Genomic DNA, 14,819 nt, shown 5'->3' on the forward strand with positions numbered 1-14,819 from the left:
CATGAACTTCGACTACAGCAATCCCTACACCTCCACCCGCATCCCCCTGTTTGCCCGCAATGTGGTGTCCACCTCGCACCCGCTGGGCGCGCAGGCTGGCCTGCGCATGCTGCTCAAGGGCGGCAACGCGGTGGATGCCGCCATTGCCGCGGCCGCTGCCATGACCATCGTCGAGCCGGTCAGCAACGGTCTGGGCAGTGACGCCTTCTGCATTCTGTGGGACGGCAAGGAATTGCATGGCCTCAATGCCTCGGGCCGTGCACCGCAGGCCTGGACGCCGGATTACTTCAAGCGCAAATACGGCGACGGCGCCGCCACCCCGCCCAAGCGCGGCCTGGATTCGGTGACCGTGCCCGGTGCCGTGGCCGGCTGGGTGGCCATGAGCGAACGTTTTGGCAAGCTGCCGTTTGCCGACCTGATGGAGCCCGCGATCGAAATTGCCGAGCGGGGCTACCTGCTGCCGCCAGTGGTTCAGCAGAAGTGGGCGGCCGCGACCAGCGAACTGAAGGCGATGCCCGGTTTTGCACAGTCCTTTCTGCCCTGGGGCCGCGCGCCGAATGTCGGTGAGCTGTTCCAGTTCAAGGCGGCGGCCAGGGCGTTGCGGGCGATCGCGCAAAGCAAGGGCGCGGCCTATTACGGCGGTGAGATCGCGCAGGCGATTGAGAAATTCTCGGCCCAAAACGGCGGCAGCCTGACGGCCAAAGATTTTGCGTCCTACCAGCCGGAGTGGGTCCAGCCCATCGGCAAGGACTACCGCGGCTACACGCTGCACGAAATTCCGCCGAACGGGCAGGGCATTTCGGCCCTGATTGCACTGGGCATCCTCGACAAGTTCGATGTGGCCGGCCTGGCGGTGGACGGCGTGGACTCGCAGCATTTGCAGATCGAGGCGATGAAGCTGGCGTTTGCCGACGTCTACAAATACGTGGCGGAGCCATCGTCGATGGAGGTGAGCGTCGATCAAATGCTCGATGACAGCTATCTCGCCTCCCGTGCCAAACTCATCGACATGAAAAAAGCGCAGGACTTCGGCGCCGGCAACCCGGTCAAGGGCGGCACCATTTACCTCACCGCGGCCGACGAGGACGGCATGATGGTCAGCTTCATCCAGAGCAACTACATGGGCTTTGGCTCGGGTTGTGTCGAGCCCGACTTCGGCATCAGTTTGCAAAACCGCGGCCACGCCTTCAGTGTGCAGGCTGGTGTCAACCAGGTGGCGCCGGGCAAGCGGCCTTTCCACACCATCATCCCGGCCTTCCTCACGAAAGACGGGCAGCCGGTGATGAGTTACGGCGTGATGGGCGCCAACATGCAGCCCCAGGGCCACATGCAGACGCTGGTGCGCATGCTCGACTACCAACAGAGCCCGCAGGCCGCCTGCGATGCGCCGCGCTGGCGCTACAACGCCGGTTTCGAAATCAATGTCGAAGCGGCGATGAACCCGCAAACCGTGCAGGCCCTGGCGGACCGGGGCCACCGCATGGAAGTCATCAATGACTCCTACCAGGACTTCGGCGCGGGCCAGTTCATCTGCCGCGCCGGCGATCCCAAGGTCGAGGGGTATGTGGCGGCCAGCGACAGCCGGCGCGACGGCCAGGCCGTCGGTTTCTAAAATTTCCCCTTGTCCAGAAGTTCAGAGCAAAAAGCACTTCCAGCCCACGATGAACGGGCGCAGGCAGCTACCAAAAGCATAGCATCCGGCTTGCTGCTAGCGACGTTCGGCGCCATCGCCTTTAGCGGCAAGGCGATCATCGTCAAGCTCGCCTACCGCTACGGCGTCGATGCGGTCACGCTCATCATGTACCGCATGCTGTTTGCGCTGCCGATCTTTGCCGTGATGGCCTGGTGGGCCAGCCGCGGCAAGGCGGCCCTGACCCGCAAGGACTGGCTGGGCGTGCTCTGGCTCGGTTTCACCGGTTATTACCTGGCGAGTTTCCTGGACTTCGCCGGGCTGGCCTACATCAGCGCCTCGCTCGAGCGGCTGATTCTCTACCTCAATCCCACCTTGGTCCTGCTGCTGGGTCTGGTGTTGTACCGCAGGCGCATCACGACGCCGCAAATCATGGGCATGGCGATCAGCTACAGCGGCGTGGTGCTGGTCTTCGGCCACGAGATCACCCTGCTGGGGCCGGATGCCGCCTGGGGCGCGCTGCTGGTGTTTCTCAGCGCCGTCAGTTATGCGCTCTACCTGGTCTACAGCGGCGAGATGGTCAAACGCCTGGGCGCCTTGCGGCTGGTGGGCCTGGCCACCACGGTGGCCTGCCTGTGCTGCATCCTGCAGTTCCTGCTGCTCAGGCCGCTCAGTGCTGCGGCTGTGGCGCCCGAGGTGATCTGGCTCTCCGTGCTCAATGCCACGCTGTGCACGGCGGCCCCGGTGCTGATGGTGATGATGGCCATCGAACGCATAGGCGCCAGCATGGCCGCGCAGACCGGCATGGTCGGCCCGATGTCCACTATTTTGATGGGCGTGCTGATTCTCGGGGAGCCTTTCACCGCCTGGGTGGCGGCTGGGACGGTGCTGGTGATTGCGGGGATTTTTGTGTTTAGCCGTTCTGGCAAATGATGGTTTTTGGGGGCTTCTGGCGTCACGCTCCGTTCCCGGTTGGTTCTGAACAGTAGGACTGACTCCCCACTCCCACCCCTAACCCCTCCCTCGCCCCGCTGGGCGATGGAGGGGGACTTCATTTGGCCGCGTGCGCTGCGCTCGCGTGCAAACATGACGGTCTGTTGGGATTCCCGTCCTTGAAGCGCTGCACGCTTCAAGGACTCCGGATGAATTCGGTATGCGGGAATTTGTGTTTTGTCTTTCCCCCCCACCCGTCGGGCTGGGCCGAGGAGCGCAGCTGAAAGTGGAACAGGGCGAGCGATTGTCTGAACCGAAGGCGAGTTCGAGCTCGACCCCACTTTCGGCGAGCACCGCAGGTTGCCCCGAAGCGCAGCGCAGGGGACCCAGACCATCGGGTCGCCTTTCTTTTCCTTAGGTTTCTTTGGCGAAGCAAAGAAAAGTAAGTCGCCCGCCGGGGCGAGACCCGGCTAGTACGAAAAATCAAGCAAAGTTCGAGCTCGCATAGGCCCAGTCCGAACGCTGAAAAAGCGGTCCTTACTTTTTCGCAGGGACTCGCCGCCCGGTCGGCACGGTGACCGCTGGCGCATCGGCACGGCTGGCCGTGCGTGCGGCCGCCAGGCCTTCCATGCGTTGGGCCACGGTGACGGGCTGCTGTCCGCTCAGGCCGTCCATGCGGTTGCCCATGGCCTGCTCCAGCAGGTCCAGCCGCTGCTGCGCCGGTGGGTGGGTGTTCAGCGACAAGGCAAACAGCGGGTTGTCCGGCGTGGCGGTACGCAGCTGCTGCAACACGGATACCAAGCCATAGGGGTCGAAACCGGCGCGTGCGGCCAGCGCCACACCGCTGCGGTCGGCATCGAATTCATCGGTCTGGTCCAGCCCGCGTGAATACAGGTCGCGCCCCAGATTGAGAAACTGGGCCGACACCGCGCCCGCCAGGTCGCCCTTGACCTGCGAGCCGATAACCTGCGTGAGCAGGCCGGCCCGCGCGGTTTTGGCAATCGCCTGCAGGTGGTGTTTAGCGGTCACGTGGGTGATTTCATGCGCCAGGATGCCGGCCAGCTCGGCCTCGTCGGCAACCCGTTCGACCAGCCCCTTGGTCACGAACACATAACCGCCGGGCGCGGCGAAAGCGTTGAAGCCGGCATCGTCCAGCACTGCGAAGGTCCAGGGCAGCTGCGGCCGCGCGGACTGCAGGCTGATCCAGCGTCCCAACTGGTTGACATAACGCTGCAGCACCATGTCGGGATGCAGCGGCTTGCTGCCCAGCAGCACGGCGGCCAGCTGGCGGCCGATTTCAATTTCCTTCGGTTCGTCGATCTGCTCGAGCGACTGCGACAGCAGGCCGAGGTCACCGGCGCGGGATGCCTGGCCAGCGCCAGCCGGGGCGAAGCTGGCGCCCAGCATGTTTCCCAACATTCCCCCGGGCGAGGCCGGCTGGGCGGTCGCCGGCGCTTCGGCAGGGGCGGCCTGGCGCAGAAAGGAGCCCAGCAGGTTCAGCGCCTTGCCGGCGTCCTGGGCCTGCGCCGGCATGCAGGCCAGACCGGCGGCCAAGGCCAGCGGCAGCAGCCGGGCCGGTTGCAGGAGGCGATGTGGCAGGTTCATGGGTGGCTCCCTAGTTGCTATTGCCCATGGGGCCGGCGTTTTGCAGCGGCGCTGGTGCTGGCTCGGGCAGGGCGTCCACCGGCCGGCTGCTGAGGGCCGCCGCGCTGGCGAACTGGCGGGCCTGGTCGGCATCCATGCGCAGCGCGTCGGCTTGCGCCACCGCGGCCATGTTGGGTTGCGCACGTGCCAGGTCTTCCGCGCCCAGCCCGCGTATGCCCACGGTGGAGGTGGCGGTGGTGGCTCCGCCCTGGGCGCTGCCCTTGTTGAAGAAGCTGGTCAGGCCGCGCAGCGCATTGGCGCCGGCGCTGGGCGCCGCGGCGCTGCTGGCCGTGCCCACGTCAAACATGTGGACCCAGCCGCTGGCGCCTTCGGCGGTACGCACCTGGATCCACGCGCCCTGGCGTGCGCCGGAGCGCGTCACCGGCGTGCGCGCCGCCAGCGGGGCCACGCTGCGCGATGTTTCCCCCGGCGCCTCGCGCAATTCAGTGGTTCGCTTGACCAGCACCGCCTCGGTTTGTGCCTGGGCCAGGGCGCTGCCCAGCAGAAGGACGCAAGAGCCCAGCCACCGAACGCGCCTGGATTTACTCAGTATCATGGCCCATCAACTTTCAACGAAGAAGCGGAAATTATTATGGATTTAGGTATTGCAGGCAAATGGGCTTTGGTGTGCGGCGCAAGCAAGGGTCTCGGTCTGGGCTGTGCGCAGGCGCTGGTGCGCGAAGGCGTGAACGTGCTGATCGTCGCGCGCGGCGCCGAGGTGCTGGAAGCAACTGCTGCAAAATTGATAGCTGACAGCGCCCGGCCGGCAAGCGCCAGCGTGCAGTTTGTTGCGGCAGACATCACGACCGTGGAAGGCCGCGCGGCGGTCTTCGCGGTGCGCAAGGACTTCGACATCGTGGTGACCAACGCCGGCGGTCCGCCACCGGGCGACTTCCGCGAGTGGGATCGCGACGCCTGGATCAAGGCATTGGACGCCAACATGCTGACCCCGATCGAGCTGATCAAGGCCACGGTGGACGGCATGGCGGCGCGCGGTTTTGGCCGCATCGTCAACATCACCTCCAGCTCGGTGAAGGCGCCGATCGACATTCTGGGATTGAGCAACGGTGCGCGCAGCGGGCTGACGGGTTTTGTCGCCGGCGTGGCGCGCACCAAACTGGCGGCCCAGGGTGTGACGATCAACAACCTGCTTCCAGGCAAGTTCGACACCGACCGCATCGCCACCACCGTGCGTGCCGCCGCCGAGAAGTCCGGCAAGAGTGTCGAGGAGATCCGCCGCACGCAACAGGCGCAAATTCCTGCCGGTCGTTTTGGCACACCCGACGAATTCGGTGCGATCTGCGCCTTCCTGTGCAGCACGCATGCCGCTTACATGACCGGCCAGAACGTGCTGGCCGATGGTGGTGCCTATCCGGGAAGTTTCTGAACGGGGCGCTGGCGCTTACCGGATCCTTGCGCGGCTCCACCATGCCAGGACCAGCAGCAGGACGGCAATGATGCCGATGCCTGCCAGCGCCATGTCGGGTACATAGTAGGTGGTGTAGACCTCCCAGCCCAGCAGGCGCAGTGCGGTCGATACCTCGGTATAGATGCCCACCAGATGACCGCCGAGCGTGCCGGTGATGCCCAGCAGCGCGCTTCCCAGCAGTGCCAGATCGGCCATGATCCAGCGTGTCATGCCATCCCACACTGCTTCACCGCGGCGCCAACGCACAAACAGGACAAGGGCCCAGTACGCCACCGTCCAGCTCGCCGTCAGCACATGGTTGCGCGCGAGGGCTGAAGCGGAAATGGTTTCCCAAGGCCAGACCATGAGGCCAATCGAGAAGGCGATGACGCCGAAGATCAGGCTGATGCTGAGCAGGGGCACGAGCGCATGGTCCACCGACCTGGCCAGCGGCCCACTGGAAAAAGCGCGCAACAGGATGGCCAGTGTGGCGGTCATCCACAGGGCGATGGGAAAGTGAACCATCAAAACGTGATACGGGGCCATGGTCAAACTCCTGGGTTGCGTTTGAGCAACTGGTTGAGGGCGATGCCGAAAGCGGCGATCAGGACAACACCGGCAAGCAGAGTCCACAGCCACTGGCGATAAATGGCGTCGGCAAATTCGGCTTCGATGCCGTAATGTTTGAGTTGATCGACGCTATGGTGTGTTGTCACCGGCTGACCCTTGCGGATGAACTCGGCACCCGCATGTTTTGTGCTGTTGAGGTGAGGCCAGCTGACCTGGCCGGGGTAGAACAGCTCGACGGTGGTCCATTGGGCGCCCCATGGCGGCGCATCACCTGCAAAGCTCGTCGCCACGATATCCCCGGCACGTCCCAGGCCGAGTGAAGCAGGCAGGGAAACATAGTGCCAGCGACCGCCTGTGGCATTGCGATGAATGGCGAATGCAACCGCGTAAGCGCCCTGATCCTTGAGAACCTTGTCGTCCAGCGGATTGCCGGTGTCGAGTTTGCGCGTGAGTGTGACATCCCAATAGCCATCGGCCCAGCGGCCCTTGCCCTGCACCGCGATGTCGGCCATGGAGCCCTCGGGTGTGCGCAAGGTGCGTCGTGGCAAGGTGTCGCCGTTGACCCAGCCAGCAGCCGGATCAAAAGGCACCGCTTCGCCTTCACGCAGGAAATAGGTGGAATCCTGGGCAATCTTGCCCTGCTTGATGTCATCCCATTTCAGGGCCTTGTAGCCAGTGGTGGCCGCGTTGAACATCAGCCTGGGTTGCTTTTTCTCGCCATCCCAGTTGCTGCCGGCTGAACTTTTGCCCGCGTCGCCCAAACGTGCTTCTGCAATCAACTGGTCGTCCGACATGTTGATCGGGTTTGAGCGGTGGCCGCGCCAGTGCCACAGGTCGAGGAAATAGCCGGCTTCGCGTTGCGCCTTGAGCGTCGCTTCGGGCTGCACGCTGGTCCAGTCGTTAATGTCCGTGCGGGTTCCGGGCAGAGACTTGGTGACCACATCCCCTTTGAGTTTCTTGCCCAGATGGGGGTGCGCCTCCACCTCTTCCTTGCTTGCATGCCTGGTGAAAGTGTCGATGCCTGAGCCAATCGCCATATAACCGCCGTAACGGGCGAACTCCGGCACGCTGCCATCGTCCAGCATCATCGCCACCCGGTCTTCATGGATGCCGTCTTTCTCCGGGCCTGGATTACCCGCACCCTTGCGAACCCACTTGCCGTCTTCGAACTTCACGACATCATGAAAGATGCCAGGTTTTTCGGCCGGCCAGCGGTACCGAAAGAACATGTGCGAGCCGTTGTAAGCGGCCTGCACTTGCAACGGCACCGTCAGTTGCTTGGGGATGCTGATATTGCGTTTGGGATCGTTGTGAACCACCCCGGTGCCGTGGGTGAGCCATGACAGCAACAGGCCACCGCCAAACAAAGCCAAGGCCGCAACCAGCCCTTTGAGGCGTAAACCGTCATTCATGTGCTGTCTCCGCATTGTGAAATTTCAGCCCATGCTAGGCCCGGCACAGGACCCGTCCGTTGATTTATATCAATGTTGTCTGAATGGTCTTTTTTGTTGGTGGGCAAGCCGGCTTTCGGGGTGTTCGACACCAGACTCGTGGCTCTGCGCTGCGAACAACGGGGTGACGGTTTGACGCCATGGTGTTGGCGTGATCGGCCGAGGTAGCGGGCTGACGGGTTTTGTCGCCGGCGTGGCGCGTACCAAACTGGCGGCCCAGGGTGAGCTCAAAACGTTTCCCAGCTGCCCCCGGCCGCGGCCAGCTCGCCGGCCGGTGCGGCAGGCCTGCGCGGCGCCGCAATGGCACGCTTGGCCGGTGGAGGCTGCATGGGCCTGGCCTTGGGGCTCGCAGGACGGGCGGGCGCCTGGTGATTCTGGTGATGCAGCTGCTCGCTGCCCAGCCTGAACACACTGACCACTTGGCTCAACCCGCTGGCCTGTTCCTGCAGCGAGGACGCTGCGGCTGCGGCTTCTTCCACCAGCGCGGCGTTTTGCTGCGTCACCTGATCCATCTGCGTGATCGCCTGGTTGATCTGCTCGATGCCAGCGGTCTGCTCCTGGCTGGCCGCCGTGATCTCGGCCATGATGTCGGTCACGCGTTTGACGCTGTCGACAATCTCGTCCATGGTCTTGCCGGCCTCGGCCACCTGTTTGCTGCCTTGTTCGACCTTGCCGACGGAGTCGTCGATCAAACCCTTGATCTCCTTGGCCGCTGTCGCACTGCGCTGGGCCAGGTTGCGCACCTCGGCGGCCACCACGGCAAAGCCTCTTCCCTGTTCCCCGGCTCGGGCCGCTTCCACCGCAGCGTTCAGGGCCAGGATGTTGGTCTGGAAGGCGATGCCGTCGATCACGCCGATGATGTCGACGATTTTTCTGGAAGAAGCATTGATGGCGCCCATGGTGCCGACCACTTCGGCAACCACGCTGCCGCCCTTGACGGCCACGCTGGAGGCGGTGACTGCCAGCTGGTTGGCCTGGCGGGCGTTGTCGGCATTCTGTTTGACGGTGGACGTCAGCTCTTCCATCGACGCGGCTGTCTCTTCCAGGGAGCTGGCCTGCTGTTCGGTCCGGGAGGACAGGTCGTGGTTGCCGGCGGCAATCTGGCTGGACGCTGTGGCTATCGTGTCGGTGCCGCTGCGGACTTCGCCGACCACCTTGGCCAGGCTGTCGTTCATGTCCTTCAAGGCCTGCATCAGCTGGCCGGTTTCGTCCTGGCTTGTCACTTCAATCCGGCTGGTCAGGTTGCCGGCAGCAACAGCCTGGGCGACCTGCACCGCGCGCTGCAGGGGCTGCGTGATGCTGCGTGCCAGCAACCAGGCCAGCAGAATGCCGAGGCCCAGTGACAGCGCGGAGCAGACGATCAGCAGCGTGCTCGTCCGGGCACGCAAGTCTTCACTGCGTTGCGCCGCAACATCCAGTTGAGCCCGCTCGGTGTCCACCATTTGCTGCACGCCCGCAAGATAGCTGCGCGAGGTGGGTTCGAAGCGCTCGTTGAAAATGCGATTGGCGCCTTCCACGTCGCCGGCCAGCTTGGCTTTGCTGACCTCCTCGCGGGCCGCGAGGTAGTTCTTGCGCAACTCGCCCACTTTGCTGAACAGCTGGCGTTTTTCCGGCGTGTCCATCTGCGTTTCGATGAATTTCTGGAGTTCGTTGGTTTGCGTGATGGACGAGGCCGTGGCCGGCGCAAAGTAGGCAATCAGGCTGGCATCGCTGCTTTTGGCAATGGCCGCGGCCCGCTGCACGCCCGAGGTGGTGTGGCGCAGCCAGTCGGCACCAGCCCGCTCGGTCTTGACGTTTTTCTCGACCATGGCGTTGATTTCAGTGCCCAGTTGCCGCAGCTTCAGGACGGCAAGCACGCTGCTTGTCAGAAACAGCGCAAGGATGATGCCAACCACAAGGGCCAGACGCTTGCCAATAGAGATATTGCCTAGAAACATGATCGGGACTCCAGAAGGTGAGGGGGAGTAAAAACGCGGTGTGTCTTCCTCCACCCTGGGGCGACCCGGCGCTTCATTTGAAAAACGCGCTTCCTGGCCAGGACCCACGGCGGAGCGAAGCGCCATGCACCGCTTTCCTCGTTACCTGCTTATCGGCAGAACCACGAGAAAGCTTGAGGCGCGCCCACCTGAAATTGTGCGGAAACGTTACGGCGTTCAGCCTGACTTTGCGCTGGGCAACGACCGGAACAGGATGTGCAGCGCAGAAGCCCAAGCCTCAAGCCTGCGGCATCGGAAGGCGCTGCAGCCCTCTGACCTGTGAGCCGAAAATAATCCAGGCCTGCACGGCGAAGCCCGCGAGGGCCAGCACCAGGCAGGCGGGTTCGCCCCAGGTCGCACCCACGAAACCGCCGAGTGCGGCGCCTATGGGTCGGGCCCCGGTATTGGCCGCCAGAAAAATCGCCGACACACGCCCCAGCATGGCGCCGGGGGTGACGGTTTGCCGCAGGGTCGTGGACGTGATGGTCCAGACAATCGGGCCGACGCCGAAAAGGAAAAACGCCAGGCCCGCCAGCACGCCGGACGGAAGGGCCAGTGTGGCGACCATGGTCAGCGCTGCCAGCACCGAGACGGCCGGCCCCAGTTGAATCGCGCGGCCAAAGGGCAGCCTGGCAACCACCTGCGGAGCCAGCAGCGCGCCCACCACCATGCCGGCGCCGTACGCGGCGAGTGTCATGCCCACAGCGGCGGCGCCCAGGCCGAGCAGCCGGATGGCGTAGGGCACGTAGGCGGCCTGCAGCACGAACCAGGATATGTTCCAGGCCACGGCCGTCAGAAAAATCGGCCGCAGCAGCGCATGGCGCCAGACCCAGTGCGCACCGTCCCGGATGTCGAGCAGCGGGTGACGCCTGGCCATGGGCGGGCGCGGCGGTTCCACCAGCCGTAGCAGCAGAAGCACCGCGGAGACGGACAACACGGCGGCCAGCGCAAACGCAGCAGGAGCGCCGGCCCAGGTGACCAGGGCGCCGCCCAGCGCGGGCCCGGCGGCAAACGCGGCACTGCGGGCGAGTTCCAGCCGGCCGTTGGCCCGCGCTAGGGCCTCACGCGGCACCAGCGCGGGCACCAGGGCAGGCGCAGCAACGCTGAAACCCACGGTGCCGACGGCACCCAGAAAGCCCAGCACGGCTAGCAAGCCGATGGAGAGCTGGCCGGACACCACGGCAGCCAGCAGGCCGAATAGGGCCAGGGCGCGCAGGGTCTCGGCCCACACCATCAGGCGGCGCCGCGAGGTGCGGTCGGCCAGCAGGCCCAGCGGAATCGACAGCAGCAGAAAGGGCAGGGTCTGGGCGGTTGCCAGCAAGCCGATGTCGCCGGGCCCGGCGCCCAGGACCAGGACGGCGACGATGGGCACCGCCGCCAGGCTCAGTTGCTCGGCCGACTGCGCCGCGAGGTTGGACCCGCTGAGGGCCAGCAGGGCGCGCGGAAGCGGGGGTGTCATGGGGTGCCTGTTCTCCGGAAACCCGCATCATGCCCCGGACTCCTGGCCGCCGCTGGCCATTTGCGGACCTGTTGGCGGGGAAGTGCGGCCGGGCGCAGGCTGCGCTCAGCGCTATAGTCCAGCCTATGAAAAAGGCAGCCTTGATCCTGGTCCTGATAATCGCGGTGGCCGGTCTTTACCTGAGCTTTTGGCCGGTACCGATAGAGCCTGTCCGCTGGACCGCCAGCACGGCCCCTGGCTATACCGGACCACATGCGGTCAACAACAAACTGGCGGGTTTGCAGACGATTTCGCTGGGTGCCGAAGAAGGCCCCGAACATGTGGTGATGGCCAGGGACGGCAAGCTGTATGTGGCCGTGGCCAGCGGCAACATCCTGCGCATGAACCCCGACGGCAGCGCGCAGGAGGTGTTCGCCAACACCGGCGGCAGGGTGCTGGGTTTCGACTTTGACGCGGCCGGGCATCTGATTGCGGCCGATGCGGTCAAGGGCCTGCTGTCCATCAGCCCGGACAAAAAGATCACGCTGCTGACCGACAAGGTCGGGAGCGACCCGATTCGTTATGCGGATGCGGTGATCGTGGCCGGCAACGGGAAAATCTATCTCAGCGATGCCTCCACACGGTTTGCGCCGGCCCGTTGGGGCGGCACGTTCGAAGCCAGCGTGCTGGACATCCTCGAGCAATCTTCCACCGGACGCATTCTGGAATACGACCCGGCCACCCGCAGCGCCCGTGTCGTTGCCAAAGGCCTGAGTTTTGCCAATGGTGTGGCCCTGAGTCAGGATGGCAAGGCGCTGTTCGTGGCGGAGACCGGCAAGTACCGGGTGTGGAAGGTATCCGTCGATGCCCGCGACCTGGATGTCGCGCAGCCGGGCCCGCAGGCCAGTGTGTTGCTGGACAATCTGCCCGGTTATCCCGACAACCTCATGCGCGGCCTGGACGGCAGGATCTGGTTGGGCCTGGCCAAGCCCAGAAATCCGACGATTGACAAACTCGCGGACCAGCCCTTTTTGCGCAAGCTCACCCTGCGGCTTCCGCGTGCCCTGTGGCCCATTCCACCTTCGTACGGGCATGTCATGGCCTTCACGGAAGAAGGAAAAATCGTCGCCGACCTGCAGGACCCCAGCGGGGCTTACCCGGAAACCACCGGCGTCACCGAAACAACCGACAGGCTGTACATCCAGAGCCTGCATGCCAAAAGCCTGGGCTGGCGGGCGAAGTAGGCCGGGCGGCGGCGGACGGGTTTAGCGCCGCGCCGATACCACAATCCCGCCCACGATCAGCGCGAACGCCAGCCCGTGATACAGGTGTGGCAGCTCGCCCAGGAAGGCGGCCGACATCAGGGCCGCAAACAGCGGCGTGAGGTTGGCGAAAAATCCCGCCACCGCGGGGCCGGCGCGCTGCACGCCCACACCCCAGCAACGGTAGGCCAGGATGGCCGGGCCGAGGGCGACGTACATCAGCGCGGCGGCCAGCGGCCAGCCCCACTGGATGTGGGCATCGGTCAGGGCCCACTCGCTGGCCGCGAACAGGCCGGACCAGCCCAGCCCGAAAATCATCTGCGCCATCAGAAAGGCCGCCCAGTCGTTGCGGATCTCCGGCGGCTCTGCGGGTTTGGCCAGCAGCCAGCTGTAAAACGCCCAGGCCATGGTGGCCAGCAGCACATACAGGTCGCCGGGCACCAGCCGCACCTGGGCCAGCAGCGACCACTGGCCGCGCGACAGGACCACCAGCACGCCGGTGATGGACAGCAGCGCGCCCAGAATCTGCCGCCGCGACACCTTCTGGGAAAAAAACAGCCAGCCTATGCCCAGCATCCACACCGGCGTGCTGGCCGCGACCAGTGTCACATTGAGCGGGGTCGATGTCTGCAGCGCCAGGTACTGCAGCGCGTTGTAGGCGCCCACACCCAGCAGGCCGAGCAGCGCAAAACGCCGCCAGTGAGGCCACAGGCCACTGTGGCGGCGCAGCACCCAGCCGGCCAGCGGCAGCAGGATCACAAACGCCAGCGCCCAGCGCAGGAAGTTCAGCGTGATCGGCGGCACGAGCTGGTTGACCAGCCGACCGACCACGGCATTGCCGGCCCAGAGCAGCGGCGGGATGATCAGGAGCAGGGCGGTGCGAGGGGTCAGGCCGGGTGTCATGCGGCGACTGTACCGAGCACGCCGCGGGATTGCTGAAGAAAGCCTGAACACCCGTCCGGCGCCCGGGCCGGCCGCGTCCGCGGTCAGCGGATCCTGATGATTCGTGGCAGGATGCAGGCCGCAGTCAACTTTTCGCATCCCCTCCATCGCATTCAAGGAAAACCACCATGGCCCAGACCACCTCACTCGCCGTCCAGATTGACAGGAACGGCGGACCTGAAGAACTCAAGCTGGTGGAGGTGACTGTCGGCGAACCGGGTCCCGGCGAAATCCGCATCCGGCACAAGGCGGTGGGCCTGAACTACATCGATGTTTACCAGCGCGCCGGCCTGTACAAGCTACCCATGCCGCTGCAGCTTGGCATGGAAGCCTCCGGTGTGGTCGAGGCCGTCGGCGAGGGCGTCACGCACCTGAAGGCCGGCGACCGCGCGGCCTATGCGAGCCAGCCTCCCGGCAGCTATTGCGAGCTGCGCGTGATGCCGGCCAAGTGTGTGTGCAAGCTGCCCGACGACATTTCCTTCGAAACCGGCGCGGCCATGATGCTCAAGGGCCTGACGGTGGAGTACCTGCTGAACCGCACCCTGCCGCAGGGTGGCTTGCAGGCCGGCGATTTTGTGCTGTTTCACGCCGCGGCCGGCGGTGTCGGCCTGATCGCCTGCCAGTGGGCCCGGGCCATGGGCCTGCAGCTCATCGGCACGGCCGGCTCGGACGACAAGTGTGCGCTGGCCAAGGCGCAGGGCGCGGCCTTTGTCATCAACTACGCGAAGGAAGATTTTGTCGCCCGCGTCAAGGAAATCACCGGCGGGCAGGGCGTGAAGGTGGTGTACGACTCGGTCGGCAAGGACACCTTCCTCAAGTCGCTCGACTGCCTGCGCCCGTTCGGCCTGCTGGCCAACTTCGGCAACGCCTCGGGCAAGGTCGAGCCGCTGGACATCGGCCTGCTGGCCGCCAAGGGCTCGCTCTACGTGTCGCGCCCCACGCTGTTCACCCACATTGCCACGCGCGAAAGCACGCAGGACATGGCTGACCAGCTGTTTGCCATGGTCAGCAGCGGCAAGGTCAACATCCAGATCGACCAGCGTTTCCCGCTGGCCCAGGTGCAGCAGGCGCACATCTCGCTGGAAGCACGCAAGACCACCGGTTGCACCATCCTGACGCTGTAGGCAAGGGCAAAGCTGTGTAAAGCTGCGCCTGCGGTTCAACGCCGGGCCCGGTCCCGGCGTTAAATGGGGCATCAGGAGTGTCCATGCCCACAGCCCCCACGCTCAACCGACTGCTCGCAGGCCTGCTGGCAGGATTGGCCAGCTTCGGCAGCCCGGCGCTGCAAGCCCAGACCGATACCGGCGCGCCTTCCGCCAACACGGCGGCCGCCTGGCGTGCCACCTCGCGCCTTGGTTATGCGCCCACCCCGGCTTCGGCACAGGCGGCCCAGGCCGGGCCGCGCGCCTGGGCCCTGCAGCAGATTGACGCCGCCTACGCGGCCACCCAGCGGCCGCCCCGGCTGCCGGCCGAGCTGGCACGCATCAATGCGCCGCTGAACGACATTGCCCGCGACTTCCATGCCGAGCGCGAAGCGCGCAGAACCCTGCGTGTCCAGGCCGGCA

At 65.1% G+C, this 14,819-nt stretch carries 13 protein-coding genes; 6 read left to right on the forward strand and 7 right to left on the reverse strand.

The genetic code is table 11. From position 1 onward, the window contains the following. Window position 1: 1 nt before the first annotated feature. A complete protein-coding gene (locus tag AAG813_RS17355; RefSeq protein ID WP_341917052.1) occupies window positions 2-1,612 on the forward strand; it encodes a gamma-glutamyltransferase family protein in 1,611 nt (536 codons plus the stop codon). Window positions 1,613-1,690: 78 nt separating this feature from the next. After that, a complete protein-coding gene (locus tag AAG813_RS17360) occupies window positions 1,691-2,563 on the forward strand; it encodes a DMT family transporter (RefSeq protein ID WP_341917068.1) in 873 nt (290 codons plus the stop codon). Window positions 2,564-3,100: 537 nt separating this feature from the next. Here the strand turns inward: AAG813_RS17360 and AAG813_RS17365 are convergent. Together AAG813_RS17365 and AAG813_RS17370 are read right to left on the reverse strand one after the other, a co-directional pair. Further along, window positions 3,101-4,168, reverse strand: a complete 1,068-nt coding sequence (locus tag AAG813_RS17365) for a M48 family metalloprotease (protein WP_341917054.1) — start codon at window positions 4,166-4,168, stop codon at window positions 3,101-3,103. A gap of 10 nt (window positions 4,169-4,178) precedes the next feature. Beyond that, a complete protein-coding gene (locus tag AAG813_RS17370; protein WP_341917056.1) occupies window positions 4,179-4,763 on the reverse strand; it encodes an SH3 domain-containing protein in 585 nt (194 codons plus the stop codon). A 36-nt stretch (window positions 4,764-4,799) separates the two neighbouring features. On the opposite strand from AAG813_RS17370, the gene AAG813_RS17375 reads away from it, so the two are divergent. Beyond that, window positions 4,800-5,594 (forward strand): SDR family oxidoreductase, encoded by a 795-nt coding sequence (locus AAG813_RS17375; protein WP_341917057.1) that lies wholly within the window; start codon window positions 4,800-4,802, stop codon window positions 5,592-5,594. A gap of 15 nt (window positions 5,595-5,609) precedes the next feature. On the opposite strand, the gene AAG813_RS17380 is transcribed toward AAG813_RS17375, so the two are convergent. From AAG813_RS17380 to AAG813_RS17395, 4 genes are all read right to left on the reverse strand, one after another. Beyond that, window positions 5,610-6,161: a hypothetical protein gene (locus tag AAG813_RS17380; protein ID WP_341917058.1), complete on the reverse strand. Its 552-nt coding sequence runs from the start codon at window positions 6,159-6,161 to the stop codon at window positions 5,610-5,612. Between the two features lie 2 nt (window positions 6,162-6,163). Beyond that, window positions 6,164-7,597: an ethylbenzene dehydrogenase-related protein gene (locus AAG813_RS17385; RefSeq protein WP_341917059.1), complete on the reverse strand. Its 1,434-nt coding sequence runs from the start codon at window positions 7,595-7,597 to the stop codon at window positions 6,164-6,166. Between the two features lie 266 nt (window positions 7,598-7,863). Beyond that, window positions 7,864-9,573 carry a methyl-accepting chemotaxis protein gene (locus tag AAG813_RS17390; protein WP_341917060.1) on the reverse strand — a complete coding sequence of 570 codons (1,710 nt, stop codon included), beginning with the start codon at window positions 9,571-9,573 and terminating at the stop codon, window positions 7,864-7,866. 277 nt (window positions 9,574-9,850) lie between these two features. Next, entirely contained in the window at window positions 9,851-11,071 is a 1,221-nt protein-coding gene (locus AAG813_RS17395; protein WP_341917061.1) for an MFS transporter, read from the reverse strand. A gap of 125 nt (window positions 11,072-11,196) precedes the next feature. On the opposite strand from AAG813_RS17395, the gene AAG813_RS17400 reads away from it, so the two are divergent. Further along, the gene (locus AAG813_RS17400; RefSeq protein WP_341917062.1) at window positions 11,197-12,294 is read left to right on the forward strand and encodes an SMP-30/gluconolactonase/LRE family protein; all 1,098 of its coding nucleotides are present in this window, start codon (window positions 11,197-11,199) and stop codon (window positions 12,292-12,294) included. 21 nt (window positions 12,295-12,315) lie between these two features. Here the strand turns inward: AAG813_RS17400 and AAG813_RS17405 are convergent, their stop codons facing one another. Then, window positions 12,316-13,215: a DMT family transporter gene (locus AAG813_RS17405; protein ID WP_341917063.1), complete on the reverse strand. Its 900-nt coding sequence runs from the start codon at window positions 13,213-13,215 to the stop codon at window positions 12,316-12,318. Between the two features lie 167 nt (window positions 13,216-13,382). Between AAG813_RS17405 and AAG813_RS17410 the strand changes: the two genes are divergently transcribed. Further along, a complete protein-coding gene (locus AAG813_RS17410; protein WP_341917064.1) occupies window positions 13,383-14,378 on the forward strand; it encodes a quinone oxidoreductase in 996 nt (331 codons plus the stop codon). Window positions 14,379-14,461: 83 nt separating this feature from the next. Further along, window positions 14,462-14,819 (forward strand): hypothetical protein (locus AAG813_RS17415; RefSeq protein WP_341917066.1); only part of this gene is annotated, 358 nt, incomplete at its 3' end.

The organism is Polaromonas sp. YR568 (genome assembly GCF_943371715.1).
Classification (GTDB): Bacteria; Pseudomonadota; Gammaproteobacteria; order Burkholderiales; family Burkholderiaceae_C; genus Polaromonas.

What these genes read in the sequence shown, in the direction of transcription:
- AAG813_RS17355 (WP_341917052.1), top strand. Translation starts at nt 2, where the DNA reads ATGAACTTCGACTACAGCAATCCCTACACCTCCACCCGCATCCCCCTG.
- AAG813_RS17365 (WP_341917054.1), bottom strand. Translation starts at nt 4,168, where the DNA reads ATGAACCTGCCACATCGCCTCCTGCAACCGGCCCGGCTGCTGCCGCTG.
- AAG813_RS17370 (WP_341917056.1), bottom strand. Translation starts at nt 4,763, where the DNA reads ATGATACTGAGTAAATCCAGGCGCGTTCGGTGGCTGGGCTCTTGCGTC.
- AAG813_RS17375 (WP_341917057.1), top strand. Translation starts at nt 4,800, where the DNA reads ATGGATTTAGGTATTGCAGGCAAATGGGCTTTGGTGTGCGGCGCAAGC.
- AAG813_RS17380 (WP_341917058.1), bottom strand. Translation starts at nt 6,161, where the DNA reads ATGGCCCCGTATCACGTTTTGATGGTTCACTTTCCCATCGCCCTGTGG.
- AAG813_RS17385 (WP_341917059.1), bottom strand. Translation starts at nt 7,597, where the DNA reads ATGAATGACGGTTTACGCCTCAAAGGGCTGGTTGCGGCCTTGGCTTTG.
- AAG813_RS17390 (WP_341917060.1), bottom strand. Translation starts at nt 9,573, where the DNA reads ATGTTTCTAGGCAATATCTCTATTGGCAAGCGTCTGGCCCTTGTGGTT.
- AAG813_RS17395 (WP_341917061.1), bottom strand. Translation starts at nt 11,071, where the DNA reads ATGACACCCCCGCTTCCGCGCGCCCTGCTGGCCCTCAGCGGGTCCAAC.
- AAG813_RS17400 (WP_341917062.1), top strand. Translation starts at nt 11,197, where the DNA reads ATGAAAAAGGCAGCCTTGATCCTGGTCCTGATAATCGCGGTGGCCGGT.
- AAG813_RS17405 (WP_341917063.1), bottom strand. Translation starts at nt 13,215, where the DNA reads ATGACACCCGGCCTGACCCCTCGCACCGCCCTGCTCCTGATCATCCCG.
- AAG813_RS17410 (WP_341917064.1), top strand. Translation starts at nt 13,383, where the DNA reads ATGGCCCAGACCACCTCACTCGCCGTCCAGATTGACAGGAACGGCGGA.